At 68.9% G+C, this 22,087-nt stretch carries 25 protein-coding genes and 1 pseudogene; 14 read left to right on the forward strand and 12 right to left on the reverse strand.

The window, feature by feature from the left end; genetic code table 11:
• Positions 1-33 precede the first annotated feature (33 nt).
• The 3 genes from OHA68_RS00595 to OHA68_RS00605 form a co-directional block, all read right to left on the reverse strand.
• A complete protein-coding gene (locus OHA68_RS00595) occupies positions 34-3,753 on the reverse strand; it encodes a DNA polymerase III subunit alpha (RefSeq protein ID WP_327109436.1) in 3,720 nt (1,239 codons plus the stop codon).
• A complete protein-coding gene (locus OHA68_RS00600; protein WP_327105826.1) occupies positions 3,753-4,019 on the reverse strand; it encodes a DUF6504 family protein in 267 nt (88 codons plus the stop codon). Before OHA68_RS00600 ends, OHA68_RS00595 begins: the two co-directional genes overlap by 1 nt.
• 81 nt (positions 4,020-4,100) lie before the next feature.
• On the reverse strand, positions 4,101-4,847 hold the full coding sequence (locus OHA68_RS00605) for a GntR family transcriptional regulator (protein WP_327105827.1): 747 nt from the start codon (positions 4,845-4,847) through the stop codon (positions 4,101-4,103).
• Between the two features lie 221 nt (positions 4,848-5,068).
• On the opposite strand from OHA68_RS00605, the gene OHA68_RS00610 reads away from it, so the two are divergent.
• The 8 genes and pseudogenes from OHA68_RS00610 to OHA68_RS45225 all read left to right on the forward strand — a co-directional run.
• The gene (locus OHA68_RS00610; RefSeq protein WP_327105828.1) at positions 5,069-6,109 is read left to right on the forward strand and encodes an ABC transporter substrate-binding protein; all 1,041 of its coding nucleotides are present in this window, start codon (positions 5,069-5,071) and stop codon (positions 6,107-6,109) included.
• Positions 6,106-6,927, forward strand: a complete 822-nt coding sequence (locus OHA68_RS00615; protein ID WP_327105829.1) for an ABC transporter permease — start codon at positions 6,106-6,108, stop codon at positions 6,925-6,927. Before OHA68_RS00610 ends, OHA68_RS00615 begins: the two co-directional genes overlap by 4 nt.
• Complete coding sequence (locus tag OHA68_RS00620; RefSeq protein ID WP_327105830.1) at positions 6,915-7,769, forward strand: ABC transporter permease; 855 nt, start codon at positions 6,915-6,917, stop codon at positions 7,767-7,769. The genes OHA68_RS00615 and OHA68_RS00620 overlap by 13 nt, the downstream gene beginning before the upstream one ends.
• Positions 7,766-8,845, forward strand: a complete 1,080-nt coding sequence (locus OHA68_RS00625; protein WP_327105831.1) for an ABC transporter ATP-binding protein — start codon at positions 7,766-7,768, stop codon at positions 8,843-8,845. Before OHA68_RS00620 ends, OHA68_RS00625 begins: the two co-directional genes overlap by 4 nt.
• A gap of 37 nt (positions 8,846-8,882) precedes the next feature.
• The gene (locus tag OHA68_RS00630) at positions 8,883-9,491 is read left to right on the forward strand and encodes an HAD family hydrolase (RefSeq protein WP_327105832.1); all 609 of its coding nucleotides are present in this window, start codon (positions 8,883-8,885) and stop codon (positions 9,489-9,491) included.
• Between the two features lie 100 nt (positions 9,492-9,591).
• Complete coding sequence (locus tag OHA68_RS00635; protein WP_327105833.1) at positions 9,592-10,851, forward strand: AAA family ATPase; 1,260 nt, start codon at positions 9,592-9,594, stop codon at positions 10,849-10,851.
• A complete protein-coding gene (locus OHA68_RS00640) occupies positions 10,835-11,158 on the forward strand; it encodes an RloB family protein (RefSeq protein WP_327105834.1) in 324 nt (107 codons plus the stop codon). The genes OHA68_RS00635 and OHA68_RS00640 overlap by 17 nt, the downstream gene beginning before the upstream one ends.
• Positions 11,159-11,598: 440 nt before the next feature.
• Positions 11,599-11,712 (forward strand): annotated as a pseudogene (locus tag OHA68_RS45225) (Mu transposase domain-containing protein); the annotation flags it as partial.
• A gap of 54 nt (positions 11,713-11,766) precedes the next feature.
• On the opposite strand, the gene OHA68_RS45230 reads toward OHA68_RS45225, so the two are convergent.
• A complete protein-coding gene (locus OHA68_RS45230; RefSeq protein ID WP_407674535.1) occupies positions 11,767-12,258 on the reverse strand; it encodes a hypothetical protein in 492 nt (163 codons plus the stop codon).
• On the opposite strand from OHA68_RS45230, the gene istB reads away from it, so the two are divergent.
• Positions 12,257-13,048 (forward strand): IS21-like element helper ATPase IstB, encoded by a 792-nt coding sequence (istB, locus tag OHA68_RS00650; RefSeq protein ID WP_327105835.1) that lies wholly within the window; start codon positions 12,257-12,259, stop codon positions 13,046-13,048. The two genes, OHA68_RS45230 and istB, sit on opposite strands and share 2 nt — an antisense overlap.
• A gap of 160 nt (positions 13,049-13,208) precedes the next feature.
• On the opposite strand, the gene OHA68_RS00655 is transcribed toward istB, so the two are convergent.
• The 3 genes from OHA68_RS00655 to OHA68_RS45235 are packed head-to-tail and all read right to left on the reverse strand — an operon-like array spanning position 13,209 to position 15,294.
• Positions 13,209-14,348 (reverse strand): CU044_5270 family protein, encoded by a 1,140-nt coding sequence (locus tag OHA68_RS00655; RefSeq protein WP_327105836.1) that lies wholly within the window; start codon positions 14,346-14,348, stop codon positions 13,209-13,211.
• The gene (locus OHA68_RS00660) at positions 14,348-14,932 is read right to left on the reverse strand and encodes an RNA polymerase sigma factor (RefSeq protein ID WP_327105837.1); all 585 of its coding nucleotides are present in this window, start codon (positions 14,930-14,932) and stop codon (positions 14,348-14,350) included. Before OHA68_RS00660 ends, OHA68_RS00655 begins: the two co-directional genes overlap by 1 nt.
• The gene (locus OHA68_RS45235) at positions 14,902-15,294 is read right to left on the reverse strand and encodes a helix-turn-helix domain-containing protein (protein WP_407674406.1); all 393 of its coding nucleotides are present in this window, start codon (positions 15,292-15,294) and stop codon (positions 14,902-14,904) included. The genes OHA68_RS00660 and OHA68_RS45235 overlap by 31 nt, the downstream gene beginning before the upstream one ends.
• 367 nt (positions 15,295-15,661) lie before the next feature.
• Between OHA68_RS45235 and OHA68_RS00665 the strand changes: the two genes are divergently transcribed.
• The gene (locus tag OHA68_RS00665) at positions 15,662-17,281 is read left to right on the forward strand and encodes a serine/threonine-protein kinase (protein WP_327105838.1); all 1,620 of its coding nucleotides are present in this window, start codon (positions 15,662-15,664) and stop codon (positions 17,279-17,281) included.
• 88 nt (positions 17,282-17,369) lie between these two features.
• Here OHA68_RS00665 and OHA68_RS00670 read toward each other — a convergent pair whose 3' ends face one another.
• From OHA68_RS00670 to OHA68_RS00685, 4 genes are all read right to left on the reverse strand, one after another.
• Positions 17,370-17,576: a DUF397 domain-containing protein gene (locus OHA68_RS00670; protein ID WP_327105839.1), complete on the reverse strand. Its 207-nt coding sequence runs from the start codon at positions 17,574-17,576 to the stop codon at positions 17,370-17,372.
• Positions 17,567-18,394, reverse strand: coding sequence for a helix-turn-helix domain-containing protein (locus OHA68_RS00675; RefSeq protein ID WP_327105840.1), 828 nt, complete (start codon positions 18,392-18,394; stop codon positions 17,567-17,569). Before OHA68_RS00675 ends, OHA68_RS00670 begins: the two co-directional genes overlap by 10 nt.
• Positions 18,395-18,542: 148 nt before the next feature.
• On the reverse strand, positions 18,543-18,749 hold the full coding sequence (locus OHA68_RS00680; protein ID WP_327105841.1) for a DUF397 domain-containing protein: 207 nt from the start codon (positions 18,747-18,749) through the stop codon (positions 18,543-18,545).
• Complete coding sequence (locus OHA68_RS00685; RefSeq protein ID WP_327105842.1) at positions 18,740-19,567, reverse strand: helix-turn-helix domain-containing protein; 828 nt, start codon at positions 19,565-19,567, stop codon at positions 18,740-18,742. Before OHA68_RS00685 ends, OHA68_RS00680 begins: the two co-directional genes overlap by 10 nt.
• A gap of 269 nt (positions 19,568-19,836) precedes the next feature.
• Between OHA68_RS00685 and OHA68_RS00690 the strand changes: the two genes are divergently transcribed.
• The 4 genes from OHA68_RS00690 to OHA68_RS45245 all read left to right on the forward strand — a co-directional run bounded on the left by OHA68_RS00690 (position 19,837) and on the right by OHA68_RS45245 (position 21,465).
• The gene (locus OHA68_RS00690; RefSeq protein ID WP_327105843.1) at positions 19,837-20,124 is read left to right on the forward strand and encodes a hypothetical protein; all 288 of its coding nucleotides are present in this window, start codon (positions 19,837-19,839) and stop codon (positions 20,122-20,124) included.
• Positions 20,121-20,576: an ATP-binding protein gene (locus tag OHA68_RS00695; RefSeq protein WP_327105844.1), complete on the forward strand. Its 456-nt coding sequence runs from the start codon at positions 20,121-20,123 to the stop codon at positions 20,574-20,576. The genes OHA68_RS00690 and OHA68_RS00695 overlap by 4 nt, the downstream gene beginning before the upstream one ends.
• 92 nt (positions 20,577-20,668) lie before the next feature.
• Entirely contained in the window at positions 20,669-21,130 is a 462-nt protein-coding gene (locus OHA68_RS45240; RefSeq protein WP_407674407.1) for a tyrosine-type recombinase/integrase, read from the forward strand.
• A complete protein-coding gene (locus tag OHA68_RS45245; RefSeq protein ID WP_407674408.1) occupies positions 21,127-21,465 on the forward strand; it encodes a tyrosine-type recombinase/integrase in 339 nt (112 codons plus the stop codon). The genes OHA68_RS45240 and OHA68_RS45245 overlap by 4 nt, the downstream gene beginning before the upstream one ends.
• Positions 21,466-21,692: 227 nt before the next feature.
• On the opposite strand, the gene OHA68_RS45250 is transcribed toward OHA68_RS45245, so the two are convergent.
• Positions 21,693-22,049, reverse strand: a complete 357-nt coding sequence (locus tag OHA68_RS45250; RefSeq protein WP_407674409.1) for a hypothetical protein — start codon at positions 22,047-22,049, stop codon at positions 21,693-21,695.
• Positions 22,050-22,087 lie beyond the last annotated feature (38 nt).

Raw genomic sequence — 22,087 nt, forward strand, 5'->3', positions numbered from 1 at the left:
GCGATGGATCGAACCCACCCACCCCGAAGACCCTCAGGCCGCGGTGGGGCCGGAGCTGCCCTGGCTGGCGTGCCAGAGGGCGCGGGGTGGGGTGGTGAGGGCCGGGCCGCTGAGGTCGGAGTAGGGGGAGAGTCTGAAGCCGTTGGCGTACTCGATGGCGCGTCCGCCCACGGGGCCGCCGTCGGCGGGGGTCGCGGTGAGGAGGGCGCGGGCCGCGTCGGCGCCGCGTGAGCGCCACACCGCGTCGAGGTCCACCAGGTTCCAGCAGTCCAGGGCGCGGATGGAGACCGCGCGGGTGCCGGTGCGCCGGACCACTCCCCTGGCGACCAGGAGCCACGAGCCGAACACCGTGGACGCGCACCGGCCCTGCACCGACTCGAAGAAGGTCAGGTCCACCGGCCCGGTCGAGTCGTCGAGGGTGGCGAAGATGATCCGCTGACCGGAGCGGATGGCGGGCGTCTGGGTGGCCACCTTGACCCCCGCCACCAGCACCTCGGCGCCGTTGCGCAGGTCGAGGAGGTCCTTGGCGCGGGTCACGCCGAGCACGTCGAGCAACTCGTCGTGGAAGCTGACGACGTGCCGGCTGATGTCCATGCCGAGGATCTCCAGCTCGGCCTCGACCATCTCCGTCTCCGTCATCTCCGGCAGCTCACCCGGCGCGATGTGCTCGGCGAACCCCAGCGGCAGCTGGACGGCGGCCTGGCGGCGGTCCTGGACCGGCTTCGGGGTGTAGCGCCTGGAGGTGCGCGGTCCTGACTGGACGCCGCTGGCGGAGGCCCGCTCCAGCACGCCGACCTGGGCGATCAGGTCGCGCCGGGTCAGCTCGCCGGGCCGCCAGCGGTCGCCGCCGCCGGGCCGCAGGTGGTGCAGCGCGTCCAGGCCGCCGACCTGGACGATGCGTTCCAGGGTGGGCCGGGAGGGGCGGGCCCGGTCCCAGAAGTCCGCGAGCGAGGTGTACGGCCGGCCCGCCACCATGCGTTCCACCTCCGCCTCGCTCACCCCCTTGATCGCCGAGAACGGCACCCGCAGCGCGTACCCCTTGCCGATCTCGGAGAGGCGGAAGTCCCTGAGCCGCCTGGGCAGGTCGGCCTCGCCCAGCCCGGCGGGGTCGACCCGGACCTGGACGCGCGGGCCGAGCCGCTCCACCCGCCAGTCCTTGGCGGACTTGTTCACATCCAGCGGGAGGATCTCCACCCCGCACTGCCTGGCCTCGTCGATGATGACGCGCGGCGGGTACATGCCGGGGTCGTGCGTCAGCACCCCGGCGAAGAACGCGGCCGCGTGGTGCCGTTTGAGCCAAGCCGATTGGTAGGTGGGCAGCGCGAACGCCGCCGCGTGCGCCTTGCAGAACCCGAACCCGCCGAACGCGTCGAGCACCTTCCAGGCCCGCTCCACGGCCTCGTCGCCGAACCCGTTCGCCTTGGCCAGCGGCACGAAGTGCTTGCGCACCCGGTCACGGCCCTCCGGGGTGCCGAGCGCGCGCCGCAGCGACTCGGCGAACGACAGGTCCCGGCCCGTCATCACCTCGATGATCCTGAGCACCTGCTCGTGGAAGACCACGACGCCGTGCGTCTCCTTCAGCGCGCCGTGCAGCTTCTCATGCGGATAGTACGGTTTCCGCCACCCATGCCGGGCCTCCAGGTAGGGGGTGACCATGTCGGAGTTGACCGGCCCCGGCCGGAACAGGGAGATGTCCACGATCAGGTCGTGCATCGTGCGCGGCTCCAGCTTGGCGACCAGCTCCCGCTGGCCCGGCGACTCGATCTGGAAGCAGCCGAGGGTACGGCCGGAGCAGATCATGTCGTACGTCGCCTGGTCGTCGTGCGGGACGTACTGGACGCCGGGGTCGGCGCCGGGCCGGCCGTCGAGCTCGACCCGGACGTCGTCCACCCGCTCGATCTCGGTCAGCGCGTAGGCCAGCGCGGACTGCATCCGCACGCCGAGCACGTCGAGCTTGAGCAGCCCGGACTCCTCCACGTCGTCCTTGTCGAACTGCGACATCGGGAAGTCCAGCAGGCTGCGTTCGACGGGAGTGCGGTCGCGCAGCCCGGAGTTGCCGATCAGCACGCCGCACGGGTGCAGCGCGATGTGCCGGGGCAGCCCGTCGAGCTTCTCCGCCAGCCGGAACACCCGGTCGAGCCCGGCCTCGCCGAGCCGGCTCTCGCGCAGCTCGGGCAGGTCGCTCAGCGAGGCGGTGATCTGCCTGGCCCTGATGTGCGGGAACGCCTTGGCGATGGCGTCGATCTCGTGCGGCGGCAGCCCCATGGCCCCGGCCACGTCGCGGATGGCGCTGCGGGCCCGGTAGGTCTCCATCATGGACACGCAGGCGACCCGCGACTCGCCGTACCGGTCGAAGATCGCTTTGTAGCAGTCGAGCCGGCGCGCGGACTCCACGTCCATGTCGATGTCCGGCAGCCCGATGCGCCCTTCGGACAGGAAGCGCTCCATGAGCAGGCCGTGGTCGAGCGGGTTCACCTCGCCGATGCCGATGAGGTAGTTGACCAGGCTGCCCGCTCCCGAGCCGCGGATCGCGCAGCGGATGCCCATCTCGCGGATCATGTCGGTGATGCCGGCCACGGCGATGAAGTAACCGGACAGGCGCTTGCGCTCGATGATGTCCAGCTCGGCGCCGAGGCGTTCCCTGGCGTCGCGGGAGCGCGCCAGGCCGCGCGCGGCCAGCCCGTCCTCGACCCGGTGGCGCAGCAGCGGCACCGGGTCGCGGCCGACCTCCGGCAGGTGCAGGTCCGGCGGGTCCTTGCGCAGCGCGAGCAGCTCCGCCGGGTCGAGCGCGCAGGTCTCGGCGAGCTGCCGGGTGGTGTGCAGCAGGCGGCCGATCCGGCTCTCGTCGGCGCCGCAGATCTTGGCGGCCACCTGCCACATCTCCTTGCCGCTCTTGAGGTAGGCGTGCGAGGTGGTGCGTTCCAGGTGGCGCGGGTGCAGCGGGACGAGCTGGCGGGCCGCGTCGAGCACGTCGCCGACCTGGTGGTCGGCCGGGTCCAGGTATCTGACGGCGTTGGTGAGCACGGCCGGCACGCCCGCGGACTCGGCCAGGCGGAGCATGCGCAGGGCCGTGGTGGCGTCGTGGAAGCCGTACTGGTCGACCAGCTCCACCACCACGCCGGGCAGCACCGAACGCCACAGGCCGAGCAGCATCCTGGCCCGGTCGTCGCGCCTGGCGGCCACCGCGCGCCCCACGTCGGAGCGGGGGCCGAGCAGCACCACCAGTCCCCCGTCACCGTCGGCGTCCCAGTCGCCGATCAGTTCGCGGGTCACCCGCGGCTCGCCGCGCTCGCCCGCGTAGTGCGCGGCCGTGACCAGGCGGACCAGGCGGGACCAGCCGCGCGAACGGGCCAGCACCGTGACCCGGTCCTGAGCGCCGGGCCCGGTCCGCGGCCGCCGCGAGCCGCGATCCGGATCGGAGCGCGACCAGCGACCGAGGCCGGAACCGGAGCCGGAACCGGAGCTCGGCCTGGGGCCGAGGCCGGAACCAGAGCTGGGACCGGAGCTCGGCCTGGAGCCGGGGCCGGGGTCCGGGTCGGTGAGGGCGAAGTTCACGCCGTACACCGGGGAGATCCCCGCGTCCGCGCACGCCTGCGCGTGCTTGACCGCGCCGTAGAGCCCGTCGCGGTCGGTCAGCGCCAGGATGTCCATGCCGTGCTCGGCCGCCCGCGCCACCAGCCCCCGCGGGAAGGCGGTGCCGTAGCGCATCGAGTACGCGGAGCTCACGTTCAGGTGCGGGAAGGGCGGCGCCATCAGTCCCACGCCCTCATGAGCAGCCAGCCACTGCCGGCGGTGTCGAACCTCAGCTCGTACGAGCCGACCTCGCGCCCCGGGCTGGCCTCGACCCGCCAGAACCGGCGCTCACCGGGATCCCCCTCGCCGGTCTTCCACCACTCGCGCGCGACCACCCAGTGGTCGAGGACGCGGCGGACGAGGTAGAGGCGGTCGTGCCAGACGAACTGGGTCGGCTCCCCGTCCCTGGTCCACACCTCTATCGGATCGCCATAGAGTCTGCTCAAGACGCTTCTCCCCGCGGCTCTGGTCGGATGCTGAGCCACCCGGGGGAAGACGGGTGCTTGCTATGTATCGAACATATGTTCTTACGCCCCGAAGTGCAAGTCGCCCGCCCGCCGGACGAGCGCGTTGGCGCCCAGCGAGTTGCGGATGCTGAAGGCCACGCTGCCCGCCCGGTAACGGTCGTCGGAGCACTCCACGGGCCGGCCCTCGTAGGTGGTGGTGGCCCGGCGCTGGCGCAGCAGGGGGCTGCCGCGCCGTACCCCGAGTAAGCGGGCGTCCTGCGCGCCCGCCGAGACCGCGTCGATGAGATGCTCGCCGTAGGCGAACACCAGGCCGGCCGAGGCGTAGAGCGCCTCGGTGACCGACTCGCACTCCGGCGGCAGCGCCTCGACCGCCGGGGCGATCCAGTGCGCGTACGCCGTCCGCTCCAGCAGCACCGGCTCGCCCTCCAGCGACCGCAGCCGCAGCACGTCGAGCACCTCCTGCGGGCCGAGCCTGGCGGCCTCGGCGGAGCTCGGCGGCCGGCGGTGCTGGCGGATCACCTGGCCCTCGAACCGGTAGCCGTTGGCGCGCGCCCACTGGGCGAAGCTGTGCAGCTCGGCGAAGCTCTGGCTGCGCGCGTTGCCGAGCACGATGCGCCTGGCTCCCTGCCGCGATCCGACCAGGCCCTCGGCCACCAGGACGGCGACCGCCTGCCGCACGGTCCCCCGGGCCGCGCGGTGCCGTTCGGCCAGCTCGGCCTCGGAGGGGAGCTGCGCGCCGACCGGGTGGACACCGGTGAGGATCTCGTCACGCAGCTCATCGGCTATCCGTTCATAGCGCGCAACCATCTACGACCCTCCCAGTTCACAAAAGAGCAATGTATATGCGACTTACTAGGGCTCGCTTGTTTGTACAAGTTCCCTTAAATTCTTCCCACACCCCCGGAGTGGAGGCCCACGTGTTCACACCTCGCGCTCGTGTGGCAGGCGTCATCGCTGCCCTGACCGTAGTAACCGCGGCGTGCGGCGCCGCGCCATCAGCCCAGCAGGCGTCCACCACGGAAGGCGGCGTGAACGCGAGCACCGCGACCTCCGCCGCCGACTTCGGCGGCCTCGACAAGCTGGTCGAGGCGGCCAAGAAGGAGGGCAACCTCCACGTCATCGCGCTGCCGCCCGACTGGGCCAACTACGGCGAGATCATCAAGGCGTTCGAGGCGAAGTACGGCATCAAGATCGAGAGCGAGGACCCGGACGCGGCCAGCGCCGACGAGATCAACGCCGTCAAGACCCGCAAGGGCCAGGACCGCGCCCCCGACGTGCTCGACCTCGGCCAGTCCTTCGCGATCAGCGGTGCCGCCGAGGGCCTGTTCGCGCCGTACAAGGTGCAGACCTTCGACAAGATCCCCGAGGGTCAGAAGGAGCCCACCGGGCTCTGGACCAACGACTACGGCGGCTACATCTCGATCGGCTGCGACGCCAAGAAGATCAGCGCCTGCCCGACGAGCTTCGCCGACCTGCTCAAGCCGGAGTACAAGGGCAAGGTCGCGCTGAACGGCAACCCGACCAAGTCCGGCTCGGCCTTCGCCGGCGTCTACGCCGCCTCGATCGCCAGCGGCGGCTCCTTCGACGACATCCAGCCCGGCCTGGACTTCTTCAAGAAGCTGAAGGAGGCGGGCAACTTCAACCCGGTCGAGACCACCCCGGCGACCATCGAGAAGGGCGAGACCCAGATCAGCATCGACTGGGACTACAACAACGCCGCCTACGCCCCCCAGATGGCCGCCAAGGGCCTCGACTGGAAGGTCAACATCCCCAGCGACGGCAAGTACTTCCAGATGTACGCCCAGGCGATCAACAAGGACGCCCCGCACCCGGCGGCGGCCCGCCTGTGGCAGGAATACCTCTACAGCGCCGAAGGCCAGAACCTCTACCTGAAGGGCTTCGCCAGGCCGGTCCTGCTGCCCGCGATGGAGGCCGACGGCACCGTGGACAAGGCCGCGGCCGAGGCACTGCCCAAGGTGGACGGCACGCCCACCTTCCCCACGACCGAGCAGGTCGACGCGGCCAAGGCCAAGCTGGCCGGCGGCTGGGACGCCGCGATCTCCGGATGAGGCGGCCCAAGGGGTGGCTCGGCGCGCTGCCCCTGCTCGCCTTCTTCGCCTTCGTCTTCGGCCTCCCCCTGGTGGCCTTGCTGGTGGGCGCCTTCACCTCGCGGGGCGAGCCGACGCTGGCCAACATGCGCCAGAGCCTGGAGGGCGGCAACCTCACCTCGATCGCCGGCAGCGTCCAGGTGTCGGCCGTGGTGGCGCTGCTCGGGGCCGTGCTCGGCACGTTCCTCGCCTACGCCGTGGTCACCTCCAGGTTCGCGGCGCTGCGGCACTCGGTGCTGACGGCGTCCGGCGTGCTGGCCAACTTCGGCGGCGTCCCGCTGGCCTTCTTCTGGGTGGCCACGCTGGGCAACTCCGGCGTGGTCAGCGGGCTGCTGGGGCTGCCCACCGGCGCCCTGTACACCTTCTGGGGCCTGGTCGTCGTCTACCTGTACTTCTCGGTCCCGCTGATGGTGCTGGTCATGGCGCCGGCCCTGGACGGGCTGCGGCCGCAGTGGCGGGAGGCGGCGGCCAACAACGGCGCCACCTCCTGGCACTACTGGCGTTACGTCGGCCTGCCCGTGCTGACGCCGGCCCTGCTCGGCGGCGTGGTGCTGCTGTTCGGCGGGGCGTTCGCCGCCTACGCCACGGCGGCGGCCATGGGCGCGGGCACTGTCGTGCCACTGGTCACGCTCAAGATCGCGAACGCGCTGACCAGTGACGTGCTCATCGGCCAGGAGAACGTCGCGCTCGCGCTCAGCCTCAACATGATCGTGATCGCCGGTCTGGTGATGGCCGTCTACCTGCCGCTGCAGAGAAGGAGCACCCGATGGCTGCGGTGACGGGCCTGGAGCAGCCGCTGGTCACTCCCGCCGCCGGGCCGCCCGCCCGGCCCAGGGTCTGGCGGGCGGTCGTGCTCCTGCTGGCCGCGCTCTACTTCCTGGTGCCCCTCGGCGCCTCCCTCTGGTACACCATCTACACCCCCACCACCGGCGTGTCGTTCGAAGCCTACGGCGAGCTGCTCACGGCCGAGGGCTTCGCCTCCAGCCTGGCGCTCTCCCTGGGGCTCGGGCTCGCCACCATCGTGCTGGTCCTGCTGCTGACACTCCCGGCGATGCTGGCCGTACGGCTCAGCGCGCCGCGGCTGCGGCCGGTGATGGAGGTGCTGTGCACGCTGCCGCTGGTGGTGCCGCCGATCACGTTCGTGGCCGGGCTCGGCACCTCGCTGCGCACCGGGGCCGAGGTGCTCGCGCCGACCCCGTTCTGGGCCACGCTCATCGCCGTCCAGGACCCGGCCTTCCCGATCGTGCTGGTGCTGGCGTACGTCGTGCTGGTGTTGCCGTTCGTCTACCGGTCGCTGGACGCCGGGCTGCGCACCATGGACGTGCGCACGCTCGTGGAGGCCGCCCGCAACCTGGGGGCTTCGTGGCCGTACGTGCTGTTCCGGGTGATCGTGCCCAATCTGCGCTCGGCCCTGGCCAGCGCCTCGTTCCTGACCCTCGCCCTGGTCTTCGGCGAGTTCACCGTGGCCAGGCTGCTCGGCTATCAGCCGTTCGCGGTGTGGATCGTGACGATCTCCGGCTCCCGGGGTCAGGTGTCGGTCGCGGTCTCGATCCTCAGCCTGCTGCTCATCTGGCTGCTGCTGCTCGCGGTCTCCAGCGCTTTCGGTAGGGAGAAGAAATGACGTCCAAGGTGGAGTTCCGCGACCTGCGGCGGATCTTCGGCAAGACGGTCGCGCTGGACGGCCTCGACCTGACCATCGAGCCCGGCGAGTTCGTCGCACTGCTCGGCCCGTCGGGCTGCGGCAAGACGACGGCGCTGCGGTGCGTGGCCGGGTTCGAACGGCCCGACTCCGGAGCCGTGCTCGTCGACGGCAAGGACATCACCGACGTCCCGGCCAACAAGCGCGACGCCGGCATGGTCTTCCAGTCGTACTCGCTCTTCCCCAACCTCAACGCCCGCGACAACGTCGCCTTCGGCCTGCGCGTCCGCCGGGTGCCGGTGGCGGTGCGGCGGGCCAAGGCGGACGAGCTGCTGGAGCTCGTCGGCCTGCCCACGCACGCCGACCGCTTCCCGCACCAGCTCTCCGGCGGCCAGCAGCAGCGCGTCGCGCTGGCCCGCGCGCTCGCCCTGGAGCCGCGCGTGCTGCTGCTGGACGAGCCGCTGTCCGCGCTCGACGCGAAGGTACGGGTCGCGCTGCGGGAGGAGATCCGCCGCCTCCAGCTCGACCTCGGCATCACCACCATCTTCGTCACCCACGACCAGGAGGAGGCCCTGTCGATCGCGGACCGGGTCGCGGTGCTGCGCGACGGGCGGCTGGAGCAGGTGGGGGCGCCCGCCGAGGTGTACGACCGGCCCGCCACGCCGTTCGTGGCCGAGTTCGTCGGCACCATGAACCACCTGGCCGGGCAGGTCTCGTCGGCGGGCACCGTCACGGTGCTCGGCCACACCCTGCCCATCGACGGGCCCTCCCCCGACAGCCCCGAGGTGGACGTCCTCATCCGCCCCGAGGCCGTCCAGGTCACCCCTGCCGAGGACGGCGAGGCCGAGGTGCTGGTCGCGTCGTTCCGCGGCTCGTCCGTCCGGCTGCGGCTGGCCCTGGCGGGCGGCGAGGTCCTCGCCGACGTGCCGGGCCACGAGGCGGTACGGCTCGCCGCCGGCACCCGGGTGGCGGTGCGCCTGGTGGAACGCCCGGTCCTGGTGGCCCCCCGCACGGTCACCGTCCCCGCCCCCGTCACCGAACCCGCCGATGCCGTCTGACCTACCACCTGGCGGGCCGTCTTGTGATCTCCAGGCGGTGCTGTTCGACCTGGACGGCACCCTGGTGGACAGCGAGCCGCACTGGTGGCAGGCGACGGTGTCGGTGGCCCGCACGCTCGGCGTCGAGCTGGGCCCCGCCGACACCCCGCACGTCCTCGGCCGCACGGTCGAGGACACGGCCGCCCACCTCCTGGCCGCCGCCCCGCCCCCTCGCTTCCCTGAAGGCGCTACGGCCGCCCAGCCCACCGCCGACCTGATCCACCTCCTCACCGACTCCTTCGCCCAGCGCGTCGAGCAGGGCGTGGAGCTCATACCGGGCGCCACGGCCCTGCTGCACGAACTCGCCGCCGCCCGCCTGCCCACCGCGCTGGTCAGCGCCTCCCCGCGCAGCATCGTCGACCTGGTACTCCCGAAACTCGGGCACCGTTTCGCCCAGGTCGTCGCGGCTGAGGACACCACGCGCGGCAAGCCGTACCCAGACCCTTATCTGGAGGCGGCGCGACGGCTCCGCGCCGACCCGAGCCACTGCGTGGCCATCGAGGACAGCCCCACAGGCGTCACCGCCGCCACGTCAGCGGGCTGCCGCGTCCTGGTGGTCCACCCGAAACACGGCCTGCCAACCCTGCGCGACATCCGCCACGCCTGACGTTCAGCGTCGCTTTCAAAGCCTCTATGGGGGAATCTCTTCGTAAGAACGCGCGAAAGTGTAGCCTGACCGCAGGCTGGCGGATGAGAAGAAGATCGTCGTGCTGTTGCGCTTCAGAGTGGCCAACCATCGGTCCATCCGCGACGAGCAGACCCTCTCCCTCGTCGCCGTGCCGCGCCGCGGCGAGACCACGGAGCTCGACACGGTCCGGGTCGCCGGCATCTACGGGGCGAACGCCTCCGGCAAATCCAACGTCCTCAACGCGTTGATGTGGATGATCGACGCGATCCGGTCGTCCCACACCCAATGGGAGCCGGTCGGCGGAGTGCCCCGGCAGCCGTTCAAGCTCTCGGACGCCGGGCGGGCGGCCGCGTCGTTCTTCGAGCTGGACTTCCTGCACAAGGACGCACGCTATTCGTACGGCTTCGAGGTCGACGACACGCAGGTCCTGGGCGAGTGGCTCTACACGTTCCCGCACGGCCGCAAGAAGAAGCTGTTCGAACGGTCGGGCGCCGAGGACATCACCTTCGGCCGCGCTCTCACCGGCGAGAACCAGCGCATTCGCCGGCTCACCCGGCCCAACTCGCTCTACCTGTCCGCCGCGGCGTCCAACAACCATCCGCTGCTGGGCGCTCTGTACGCCGACCTGATCAACAAGGTGATGTTCGCCCAGCATGGCGAGGAGGACGAGAAGCTGCGCCTCCACCTCACCAAGTTCCTGCTGAACGAGACGGATTTCGCCCCGGCCCTCAACAAGCTGCTGCGACTGGCGGATCTCGGTGTGGAGCGGGCCGAGGTCATGGAGAGACCGAACGACCCGACGCCGGACGATCCCCCCGAGTCCGCAGCGGTGCTGAGAGCGGTCCGCGCGCAGGTCGTCCTGCGTAGAACGTCCGGCGGCGTGCCCCTCAGCCTGGAGGAGGAGAGCGCGGGCACCAGAGCCTGGCTCTCCCTGCTCGGCCACGCCCTCATCACCTTGCGCGGAGACGCCGTGCTCGTCACGGACGAGATCGACTCCAGCCTGCACCCTCTCCTCAGCTCCAGCCTCATCCGGATGTTCAGAGACCCGGTGATCAACAAGCGAGGCGCTCAGCTGATCTTCGCCTCGCACGACACGGCCCTGCTGGGCTCGATGCTCGACAACGAGATCATGGCCAGGGACGAGGTCTGGTTCACCGAGAAAGACGACTCCGGCGCCACCAGCCTCTACGCGCTCGCCGAATTCCATCCACGGCGCGACGAGAACGTCGAACGCGGCTACCTCCAGGGCCGCTACGGCGCGGTGCCGTACCTCAACTTCGACAGCATCCGCGAAGTCTTCCGCGAAAGGGACGAACCACCACGTGAGCCACAGGCGTAGCCCCCAGCGCCTTGACCGACCCACCGGTCGCCGCACGCCGCGAAAGCGCGTCCTCATCGTCTGCGAAGGCCAGGTCACCGAGGTCGAGTACTTCGAAGGGATCCGCGACCACTTCCGGTCCCTGCCCGTTGAGATCCGAGCCTGCAAGGTCATCGGCCTGGGCCGGGACCCCGGCTCCCTGGTGGCCTATGCCATCCGTGAGCGTGACAAGAAGGACAAGGAGGCACGCGGTCAGCGCGACGCCAACCTCGCCTACGACGAAGTCTGGTGTGTGGTCGATGTGGACGACCACAGCACCCTCGACTAAGCCATGAGCACCGCGCGCAAGGGCCAGGTGCACCTGGCGGCGTGCCACGGGGCAAGGTGCGCTATGACAACCTCAGCTCCGCCGTCGCCCAGGTGCTCGGCTTCACACGGGCCAGAGTCGAGACCGACCGATGGACCGCCTTCAGGTCATGGGCTGGGCTTGAGGTCTTCTACTGCCGACCCGGCATCGACGGCGCTCATGAGAAAGGCGGAGTGGAGGGAGAAGTTGGTCGCTTCCGCCGCAACCGGCTGGTCCCCGTGCCTGTCGTCGCCACATTGGCGGAGCTGAACGCGCAAATCGACTTATGGGATGAGGAAGACGAGCAGCGGCGGATCGGCGAGCGGGCACGCACCGTCGGCGAGTATTTCGCCATCGAGAAGCCGTTCCTGCAGCCACTGCCTGACGATCATTTCGAGACGGGCCGGCTATTCTCCCCGCGGGTGGACCGCTACAGCCAGATCACGGTGCGGATGAACCGCTACTCAGTGCCGGTGCGTCTGATCGGCCGCCAGGTCCGGGTTCTGCTGCACGCATGTGAGCTGGTGGTCTACGACGGCCGCACCGAGGTCGCCCGGCACGAGCGGCTCGGCTCACGCGGCCAGGTACGCCTAGATCTGGATCACTACCTGGAGGGCCTGCTGCGCAAACCAGGCGCCCTGCCTGGCGCGACCGCGCTGGTGCAGGCCCGGGCGACGGGCAAGTTCACCCCGGTGCATGAGGCGTGGTGGGAGGCGGCCCGGCGAGCGCACGGCGACGCGGCCGGCACCCGCGCGCTGATCGAAGTGCTGTTGCTGCACCGGCACATGACCCATGAGCAGGTCGTCGCCGGGATTGCCGCTGCCCTGCGTGCTGGGGCTCTGACCGCCGACGCTGTTGCACTGGAAGCACGCCGGGCAGCCGAAGCTGAGCCACCAGCTGAGCAGCCCGATCGGCCCTCCGCCGATGAGCGCAGCCCCGGCCGGGTGATCTCGCTGACCCAGCGGCGGCTGGCCGCGCTCCCCCCCGATAGCCGACCGCTGCCGTCGGTTGCCGCCTACGACCAGCTGCTGCGTCACCCCGGCCGCCGGCCGAGGGCTCCACCACCTAGGGAGTCCAGCCATGACCACTCGTCACCGCGGTCTGACCGAACCGGCCGCCGATGCGGCCATCGACGCCGCCTGCCGCAACCTGCGCCTGCCCACCATGCGCGGCCAGTTCTCCGAACTCGCCGACGCCGCCGCCCGCGACCAGATGACATACCGGGGGTTCCTGGCCGAGCTGTTGATGGCCGAATGCGACGACCGCAACCGCCGCCGATCCGAGCGCCGGATCAAAGCCGCGGGCTTTCCTCGCGACAAGGCGCTGCGCACCTTCGATTTCGAGGCCAACCCGCACATCGACCCAGCCGCCATCCATACCCTCGCCACCTGCGAATGGGTGAAGAAGGGCCTGCCACTGTGCCTGATCGGTGACTCGGGCACCGGCAAGTCGCACCTGCTGATCGCGCTGGGCACCGAGGCTGCGATGGCGGGGTTCCGGGTCAAGTACGTGCTGGCCACCAAGCTGGTCAATGAACTGGTCGAAGCCGCTGACGACAAGCTCCTGACCAAGACCATCGCCCGCTACGGCCGCGTCGACCTGCTATGCATCGACGAACTCGGGTACATGGAACTCGACCGGCGCGGCGCGGAACTGCTGTTCCAGGTGCTCACCGAGCGCGAGGAGAAGAACAGCGTGGCCATTGCCTCCAACGAGTCCTTCTCCTCCTGGACCAAGACCTTCACCGACCCCCGCCTCTGCGCCGCCATCGTCGATCGACTCACCTTTGGCGGCAACATCATCGAGACCGGCACCGACTCCTACCGCCTGGCCCAATCCCGCGCCCGCGCTGAACAGCGCAGCACGGGCTGATAATCAATCTGCGCGCCCATCTCCGCGCGGAAGTCTGGAAGTCTGGAGGTGGGCGCTGTCATTCTCACCGACGTTGGGCCGCGAAGGGGCTATCACGGCCTGAGATGTGAGGGCCTGTCCTCGGCCAGGAACGGCAGTACGTGGGGGAGCACATCGGCGACTAGGAGGCCGTGGGCGGGGTGTCGGTCGGACCGCTGGCGAGGACCGCGGTGTAGCCAGTAAGCGGGCCGTCGGGGCGTTCGTACGACTCCATGGCAAGTGACTGCCCGGTCTCGGGGTCGAGGATGATGCGGCTGGTGCCCATACCGCTATCCGGCCCGTCTGCCGTGCGGGTGAAGGCCTGGCCCTGACGACCCTTGGGGTCGGTGACCTGGCCGAGCAACCGCACTCCTGGCAGGTCGGCCAGCATCCGGTAGACGGCCGCGCGGACTGTCGGGGAGAGCGGGCCCTCCGGCTGGAAGAGCACGACACCGGCCGCCGCCCACAACTGGTCGGCGTCACCCTCGATGGGACCGCTGAGTCCTCCCCCGCGAGTCCAGGCGAGGAGCCGCTCACGAAGGAGGGCCGGATCATCGGGGAGAGTGCTCACGTCAAGGCCCGAGCGGGACTTCAGGAACCCCTCCAGGCCACCGCTCATCTGAATGACCTCAGCCTCCTGCGGCTTGACGTCCACCTCAAGGCAGGGGCGAGGCGGCATGAGCTTGCCGTTCTTGTAGACCCGAGCATGTTCACAGCGAGATTCCATCCGTTGCGGGCTGCCGGCCGCACGCCAAACCTCAGCGTCGGTGCCCGTGGCCGGCTGAGCCCCAAGCTTGCGGAAGGAGTACCAGCCGGTGTCGTTGCTGGATGACGGGTACCACCGCGCGTCGATCCGGCGGACGAGCATGCGGTAGGGGCGGTTCGGCGTGCCGACCTCCGTAATTCCCGCGGTCTCCACCTCGTAGTGGATGTAGCGGCCCTGCGCCGGTTGTCCCTCGCTGCCTTCTGCCGCGGTGAGCAGCAGGCCTCTTGCGTCCGCGGGGCCGGCGAATGGGATCCCGGCCACCAGCGTGAACACCATGGCCAGGGCCGCGGCGAGTGCCAGCCCGCCGACCGGCCACTTGCTGCGCCGGGCCAGGCGCCGCAGGAAGGGAACACGTCTGGTCTGCACTGGAGCGTCGCCCACGTGCCGAGGAAGGCGACCGGCTCGCTCTGAAGCGTCGCTCATGTGCCGGAGGAACCGGGCACGTCCGTCCGCGGCCGCTTCTGGGGTGGGGTCCGCTTCGGCGAACACCTTCGCGACCAGCTTCAACTCGTCCATTACCACTCCTTCATCGGGTTGACGTCGCCCAGCGCGCTGCGCAGCTTCCTTCTAGCCCGGTTCGCCCGGGAGCCCACGGTCCCGACCGGGATGTCGAGGGCGGCGGCGATCTCCTCATAACCCAGGCCGCCGAAGACCATCAGGAACACCACGTCACGATCACCGACCGAGAGTTCCTTCATCCCGCGGACCAGCTCGGGCCTGCACGCTCGTGCGGCCAGCCGGGTGGCCACGCGGTCCTCGTGCCCTTCTGCTGTGGCCTCCGGCGCCACCTTGCTGAGCGCGTTGAGTCGCCGCCCTTCCCTACGGCGGTGCCGGGCGACCACGTTGGTGGCTATGCCGTACAGCCAGGAACGAACCGCGCCGCGTGCGGGGTCGTAAGCGCTCCTGCTGTTGAAGGCGATCAGGAAGGTGTCGGCGACCAAGTCCTCGGTGTGCTCGCTGCCGAGACGCGCCGCCAGGTAGCGGTAGAGGTCACAGAAGTAGCGGTCGTAGAGGAGCGCGAACAGGTCAGGCTCGTCGCATGAGCGTTCGACCACGGTGTGGTCTTCCATCACGCCACAGGCGTCGGGTGGCGCAGCCATGGCACTCCTTTCGAAGGGTACGAACACTCAAACTTCACCGTTGCCCAGATTTTCTTCACGGTCCGGGCTGGGGGATACTCCTCGTCGAACCCGTTCTCCAGCGCCCGGTACAGCGTCGACCGCCCTAGGCCGAGCTCGCGGGCGATCTGAGTGACGGACCGCCCGCGGGCGCGGGGGGCCCGGGCGGCGGCGAGCACGTCCTCGGTCACCATCACCGGTCGGCCGCCGACCTGGCAGGCGGCGCGAGCAGCATCCAAGCACTGGTCGAGGACATACGCGCTCCACTGGAGGCTCTCGCGGCATGGGCCCGCCACGCTGGCCCCGTCATTGCCGCAGCCCGCCACGCCTACGACAATTGCCATTAACCCCCCGCCCGGCGGGCACGACCGCACCGGCTCCGCCGTACCGCGCAAGCAGCATCGGGGCTCGCCGCCTTCCCCGTCGTCGATCCTCCATGACGTCGGGATCTTCGGATCGAATTTGCTAAGCCAGGTGGGGCCAAAAGAGTCGTTCGCCGCCCGTGCTTAAGATCGCGTACTGGGGCCAGAGAACTTGTTCCCTTGGGGCCAGAAGACTCGTTCGAAGCCACGAGCTCGCCCGCGAACGCGCTCAGCGGGCGGATCCCGATCACTGCGAGGCCAACCGCAGGGGGCGGAATCCGTCAACCAACGCTTGGCTGATTGTGGAGGCCATACGTCAGGCAGGCAGAAATAGGTAAGCTTGCGCGCCGTGAGCGGTGAAACATCCCACATCGGGCGCTACAGGCTGCTGCGAGTGCTGGGCCAGGGTGGGATGGGCACGGTGCATCTCGCCGAGGACCCCTCCGGGCAACAGGTCGCGATCAAGGTGATCAATCCGGAGTTCAGCCAGCATGAGCAGTTTCGCATGCGTTTTCGCAGGGAGGCTGACGCTGCTCGGCGGGTGCGGCGGTTCTGTACGGCCGCGGTGCTGGAGGCCGCGCTCGACGGGAGCCAGCTCTACGTCGTCACGGAGTACGTACCAGGTCCCAATCTTGAGCAGGCCGTTCAGCAGTCAGGGCCGTTACGCGGGTCGAGTCTGGACGCGCTGGCCGTCAGCGTGGCCACGGCGCTCATCGCGATCCACGGCGCCGGGGTGGTGCACCGCGATCTGAAGCCGTCCAACGTGCTGCTCTCCCCCGTCGGGCCGCGGGTGATCGACTTCGGCATCGCGCGGGCGCTCGACACTCTCGGCGGCGTCACCGGCACCGGCGAGCTCATCGGGACACCCCGGTACATGGCTCCCGAGGTGCTGCGCGGGGAGCCGGTATCGCCCGCTTGCGACGTGTTCTCGTGGGGGTGTCTGATCGCGTACGCCGCCAGCGGGCGCTCGCCGTTCCCCGGGGAGACGCTGCCGGCGATCGTGTACCAGGTGCTCAACACCGAGCCGAACCTTGACGACGTGGAGCCTGGACTGCGTGAGCTCGTCATGGCGGCGCTGCGCAAGGACCCGGCCATGCGGCCGACCGCGCAGCAGCTGCTCGACCATCTCGTGGGGCGGTCGGCGGCGCCCGAGCAGGCGGCCCAGACGGTGCAGGTGGCCTGGCAGAAGGCGACCACGCCGCTGTTCGAGGGGGCGGCGCCGCGCAAGCACCGGGGCAGGCTCCTCGCGGGGATCGCGGTGGCGACGGCCGTCGTCGTGGCCGTCGCCACGACGGCCTGGGCGATGCTGTCCTCCGGCGGGCCGCCCGACCTCGCCGTCCTCTACCGGGAGGATTTCACCCAGACCACCGGCGGCTGGAACGGCACGTACGACCTGAACGCCTCCTCCAGCTACGGCTACCGCACCGACGGCACGTACGGGCTGGATGTGGAGCCGGACACCGAGGAGCGCTGGGCAGAGGCCGCCATCCCGTTCCTGGTCAAGAAGCCCACCACCACGCCCCAGCCGTCCGCCACGCCTACGCCGATGCTGCCGGAGACGGTGCTCGTGGCCGTCAGTGCCGAGGTGCAGCAGGTTACGGGGTCCGGGGAGTACGGCGTTTACTGTCACGCGGCGGATGACAAGAGTTATTACGAGTTCGGGCTGGACACCGGGGGTAACGCTCGCATTCGGCGGATCTATGGGGGGTCGGGCGGGACGCTTACCCAGCCGGTCAAGGTCGGGGAGTTGAAGGGGAAGGTCCGGATCGAGGCCGCCTGTGAGCAGACGGGGTCGGCTGTGCGGTTGACCATGTGGGTGAACGGAGAGCAGGTGCAGCGGGCGGACGACCCCAATGGGATCGGTAACGGCGGGGTGGGGTTGTTCACCCGTACGCCCAAGGACAGCGAGTCGATTTTGAAGACCACCTGGGATGACTTCGAGTTGCGGGGGAAGCTGGAGAAGCCGTAGCTCTGGCCTCGACTCGGATCAAGTTCGAAGGAGCCGCCATGGCCCTCGCCACTCGACGAGAGTCGAGGTGGAAGGCCAAGGGTGAACGTCAGGTCGGCGTGTCGAAGTCGCCGGACTTGAGGCCGTTGACGAACGTCTTCCACTCGGGGCGGGTGAAGAGGAGTTTGGGACCGTCCGGGTCCTTGCTGTCGCGGACGGCGACCACCCCGGGAAGGTTCATGGCGACCTCCACACACTGACCGCCGTTGTCCGAAGAACGCGATGCCTTCCGCCACACGGCGGCGCTCAGGTCCATTCGCGCCTCGCTTCCTCGATCTTCAGGACGGATACGCGCTCAGGATAAGCCCACAGCCGGATCGCCTCATAGCGCTGCCAGATCGAGGTCACAACATCATGGTCCGTCGTGGTGTGGGCCTGCGCCGGCGAGTCTGAGCTGACGACGTCCGGCTGACCGTTCGGGAGTTCGGCGATCATAAAGGCCCCTGCCAGACCCGCAACGCATTCTGGATCGACCACCTGGAGGAAGACAGCAGGTCGCTGAGCCGTCTCCAGTAGATGGCCCAATTGCTCTCGCATCACCTTGGGGCCGCCGATTCTGCGGTGCAGCACGCCCTCATCGATGAGCACCAGGAGCATGGGCGGCTTTCTGCGGTCAAGGATGTGCTGCCGCCGCATGCGGGCTTCCACACGCTCATCCACCTCTTCGGGCGCGACCTGCGGCCCCTGGCTGAAGACGTGACGGGCGTATGCCTCTGTCTGCAGGAGACCCGGGACCAGCAGGGGATCCCAGGAGCGTAGGACGAGGAGGTTGGGCTCGATCTCCTCGACCCAGTTCCGAAACCACATCGGACTGCCCGGCTGGGCGACGATGCGCTGATAGATCCGGGCGAAAGAGACGCCCGCCGACGCGCCGAAAAGCCGATCCAGCCGCTCCGCATCAGACCGCGACGGCGTACGAGTCGCCTTCTCCAATCTGCTCACCTGCGTCTGCGTACACCCGAGCCGAGACGCCACCGCCGCCTGCGACAACTCCGCAGCCTCCCGCAACCGCCGCAACTCGGCACCGAACCGTACGCGAGGCGAATCCGGCTCGAGAGACGACACCACATGCATGACATCTCCCTCCAATCAACAGAAAACGGAAACCCTCGGCGGTCTCAAGCAGTGAGCCCTGGGCTCAGGCTTCGATCCTGATCAAGTTCAAAGAGCCGCCATAACCCTCGCCACTCGGCGAGAGTTGAGGCGGAGGCCAAGGGGAATGTCAAGCCAGCGTGTCGAAGTCGCCGGCCTTGAGGCCGTTGACGAACGCCTTCCACTCGGGGCGGGTGAAGAGGAGTCTGGGGCCGTTCGGGTTCTTGCTGTCGCGAACGGCGACCACCCCGGGAAGGTTCATGGCGACCTCCACACACTGACCGCCGTTGCCGGAAGATCGCGTCGACTTTCGCCATATGGCATCGCTCAGGTCCATGCGGATCTCGCTTTCTCAACCATTTGGGGGGATACGCGCTCAGGATAGGCCCATAGCCGGATGGCCTCATAGCGCTCCCAAATCGAGGTCACAATGTCGAGATCGGCGGTGATTTGGGCCTGCGCCGGTGCATCCGAGCTGATCACATCAGGCTGCCCATTCGGGAGCTCGGCGATCATAAAGGCACCCGCCAGGCCCGGGAGGCACTCCGGGTCGACGACCTGGATGAAGACAGACGGATGTGCTGCCATCTCCAGCAGGCGATCAAGTTGTTCACGCATCACCTCTGGTCCGCCGACCCGGCGATGCAGCACGCCCTCGTCGAACAGCACAGAGATCAGCGGCGGCCTGTCTCGGTCGAGTATGCGCTGCCGCCGCATCCTGGCCTCGACCCGCTGCTTCGCCTCGTCGGAGCTGACTCGTGGCTCCATGCTGAAGATATGACGGGCGTATGCCTCAGTCTGGAGGAGGCCGGGGATGAGCAGGGGATCCCAGGAGCGTAGGACGAGGAGGTTGGGCTCGATCTCCTCGACCCAGTTCCGAAACCACATCGGACTGCCCGGCTGGGCGACGATGCGCTGATAGATCCGGGCAAAGGAGACGCCCGCCGACTTGCCGAAGAGCAGGTCCAGCCGCTCGGCGTCGGACCGTGACGGCGTACGGGTCGCCTTCTCCAATCTGCTCACCTGCGTCTGCGTACACCCGAGCCGAGACGCCACCGCCGCCTGCGACAACTCCGCAGCCTCCCGCAGCCGCCGCAACTCGGCACCGAACCGTACGCGAGGCGAATCCGGATCGAGAGACGGCACCACGTGCATGACATTTCCCTCCAATTAACGGAAAACGGAAAGCCTCTCCAGTCGCTGACACCATTTAAACCACACCCGACAGACGATTGTCATTGTCGATGCTGCCTTGGCCTGGCAACTCGGCCACCGGCCCCACAGCCAAGAAGGCACCCTGAGCACAGACGTTTTCGGCAACAGGAGAAATGGCCGGACTCACTTCCCGTAGCTGGGAGTGAATAAGTGGCGAAATTGTTCCGCGCCCTGGCCGAACTCCTTGGAAGCACCTGGAAGGCGGAACCATGACGGCGCGAGAACCGTACGAGAGATTCAGCCACCTGGCCCGCCTGGGCTGGGACCTGCACGGCCTGGGCATCCGCATCTCGCTGGTCGTTCCCGTGACCGGACAGCCGGTCCTGGAGATGCACTCCATGAACGGCACCGCCGCCCGCATCACCGCCATCCGCCGCTATTGCGGCTGGGTGTTCACCTGGCGGCCGTGGTGGTCGCGGCTGTGGCGGCGCGACACGTGGGTGCTGGCCGACGCCACCAATGCCGCCGACATCATCGTGGCCGAGGTGAACGCATGAAAGGGCCGCTCCACTCTTACGACTCACTCCGGCTGGCGTTCACGACCACGCCACACGCCACCTGGAGCCGATCGTTCCCGGCGACACCGATGTCCGTTCCCGAGGCTCGCGACTGGGCACGCTCCCTGCTGTCCCTCGGCGGCCCGTCCCCGATCCTCGATGACACCCTCCTCTTGCTCAGCGAGGTCGTCACCAACGCCGTCACCCACTCCGACTCCGCTCACAGCCGCTCCGGCCAGGTGACCGTCCAAATCACCCGCCTGGGCACGACCGTCCAGGTGGAAGTGGTTGACGCCGGATCCTCCACCACCACGCCCACCATCCGCACCCCAGCCCCCGCCGACGACGGAGGCAGAGGACTGTGGCTGGTGGACACATTCGCCGACGAGTGGGGCGTCCAACACGACGAGACCGGCGGACTGGTCTGGTTCCGCCTGACCGAGCACGGTTGACCTCCGGTTCGCCGCCCCCTTGGTATAAGGAACGGTGGGACCTGCCTTGGTAGCCGCATCCGAGCAGGCCACGACGACCACCCGGCCTCCCTGTGCAGGATCTGGCGGAGCCTTCGCGGCCAACCACGAGAAGCTGCCGACAGTACCTGTCCCCGCTGACCATCGTCTACCTGCACGCCCTGCTCCACTCCGCGCTCCAACACGTCGTACGAGAAGACGACCTCACCCGTAATGTCGCCCGCAACGTCCAGGTCAGCGCCGGACGCCGTCAGCGCATCGAACCCCTCACCGCCGCCGAAGCCCGCCACCTGCTGGAAGTCTCCCGCGACTCCCGGCTACACGCCCTGATCATGCTGGCCCTGCGCACCGGCATGCGCCGCGGCGAACTACTTGGACTGCGTTGGACGGATGCGGACCTGACCAGCGGCACCTTGGCCATCCGCCAAACCCTCCAAGTACATCCCCGGCGGGGCCGGTCTCGTGCTCGCCCCGGACCAGGACCGTCAACTCCGAACGCCGCATCGCCCTGCCCGGCTCCTGTGTCGACGCCTTGACCGAACACCGCGAGCGTCAAGAACGCGAACGCAAAGCCGTCGGAGCGGTCTGGCCCGAGACCGGGCTCGTGTTCACCACCCGACACGGCGGAATGATCAACCCGGCCAACGTCAGTCGCGACTTCAAAGCCCTGCTCCAGCGCGCGGGCCTGCGCACAATCCGCTTCCACGACCTCCGGCACTTATGCGCCTCACTCCTGCTGGACCAGGGCGTAGACCTGGTGGTGATCAAGGAACTGCTCGGCCACGCCCACATCTCCATCAACGCCGGCACCTACGCCCACGTCCGACTCCGACTCCAACTCCATCGAATGCATGGGCGACGCCCTCGATGACCACCTCGAACCGTAGCCGTCGGAAAATGATCACGAGCGCTGTAGCCGTCAACTTAGCTCTCCGGTAGAGGCATCGGATCTTGGTCGACTGCTGTCTTACCGGGAGCCTCTTCTCATGCCAACTCGGCTCCGGCGCCGTCCCTGCTGACCTGCGCGATCAGGTTGGAAAAGCCTCGATCGATGGGAATCAGGGTGCCGTCCAGGATCACATAGGCCAGCCCATCTGCCTAGGCACGGTTCAGCGCCTCGTGCAGATTAGGGGCTTGAGCTGCCAGGATGTCGATCCCCTCGGCGATGTAGCGGTAGGCCGTGGCGCGGGAGACGCGGTGGTCGCGGCCGAGTTTAGGGATGTCGTGCTCGCCCCGGAACCAGCGCAGGATTAGCACCGCTTGCCAGAACGGAGTCAAAGCGCGACTGCCCTTGGGCGTGCCCACTCGCCGTCGTTCGTCCCGCAATGACCGGGCGACGTGGTGTATCAGCGCGCGGGAGACGTCGAGCGTGGCACGATGAGCAATCACGTGGAGCCTTTCGGCGGTTGTGCTTTCTTGTGGTGAGAACTCATCTACCGGAGGCTCCACGTCCATCTCCGGCCTTCGACGACTCCTCCCGAAAGGCCCGAAAC

Origin of the sequence: Nonomuraea glycinis (assembly GCF_035920485.1) — a bacterium.
In the GTDB taxonomy this organism is placed as follows: domain Bacteria; phylum Actinomycetota; class Actinomycetes; order Streptosporangiales; family Streptosporangiaceae; genus Nonomuraea; species Nonomuraea glycinis.

Coding starts and splice junctions, on each gene's coding strand:
- OHA68_RS00595 (WP_327109436.1), bottom strand. CDS start 3,753: ATGGCGCCGCCCTTCCCGCACCTGAACGTGAGCTCCGCGTACTCGATG.
- OHA68_RS00605 (WP_327105827.1), bottom strand. CDS start 4,847: ATGGTTGCGCGCTATGAACGGATAGCCGATGAGCTGCGTGACGAGATC.
- OHA68_RS00615 (WP_327105829.1), top strand. CDS start 6,106: ATGAGGCGGCCCAAGGGGTGGCTCGGCGCGCTGCCCCTGCTCGCCTTC.
- OHA68_RS00620 (WP_327105830.1), top strand. CDS start 6,915: ATGGCTGCGGTGACGGGCCTGGAGCAGCCGCTGGTCACTCCCGCCGCC.
- OHA68_RS00625 (WP_327105831.1), top strand. CDS start 7,766: ATGACGTCCAAGGTGGAGTTCCGCGACCTGCGGCGGATCTTCGGCAAG.
- istB (WP_327105835.1), top strand. CDS start 12,257: ATGACCACTCGTCACCGCGGTCTGACCGAACCGGCCGCCGATGCGGCC.
- OHA68_RS45230 (WP_407674535.1), bottom strand. CDS start 12,258: ATGGCTGGACTCCCTAGGTGGTGGAGCCCTCGGCCGGCGGCCGGGGTG.
- OHA68_RS00655 (WP_327105836.1), bottom strand. CDS start 14,348: ATGGACGAGTTGAAGCTGGTCGCGAAGGTGTTCGCCGAAGCGGACCCC.
- OHA68_RS00660 (WP_327105837.1), bottom strand. CDS start 14,932: ATGGCTGCGCCACCCGACGCCTGTGGCGTGATGGAAGACCACACCGTG.
- OHA68_RS45235 (WP_407674406.1), bottom strand. CDS start 15,294: ATGGCAATTGTCGTAGGCGTGGCGGGCTGCGGCAATGACGGGGCCAGC.
- OHA68_RS00670 (WP_327105839.1), bottom strand. CDS start 17,576: ATGGACCTGAGCGCCGCCGTGTGGCGGAAGGCATCGCGTTCTTCGGAC.
- OHA68_RS00675 (WP_327105840.1), bottom strand. CDS start 18,394: ATGCATGTGGTGTCGTCTCTCGAGCCGGATTCGCCTCGCGTACGGTTC.
- OHA68_RS00680 (WP_327105841.1), bottom strand. CDS start 18,749: ATGGACCTGAGCGATGCCATATGGCGAAAGTCGACGCGATCTTCCGGC.
- OHA68_RS00685 (WP_327105842.1), bottom strand. CDS start 19,567: ATGCACGTGGTGCCGTCTCTCGATCCGGATTCGCCTCGCGTACGGTTC.
- OHA68_RS00690 (WP_327105843.1), top strand. CDS start 19,837: ATGACGGCGCGAGAACCGTACGAGAGATTCAGCCACCTGGCCCGCCTG.
- OHA68_RS00695 (WP_327105844.1), top strand. CDS start 20,121: ATGAAAGGGCCGCTCCACTCTTACGACTCACTCCGGCTGGCGTTCACG.
- OHA68_RS45250 (WP_407674409.1), bottom strand. CDS start 22,049: ATGGACGTGGAGCCTCCGGTAGATGAGTTCTCACCACAAGAAAGCACA.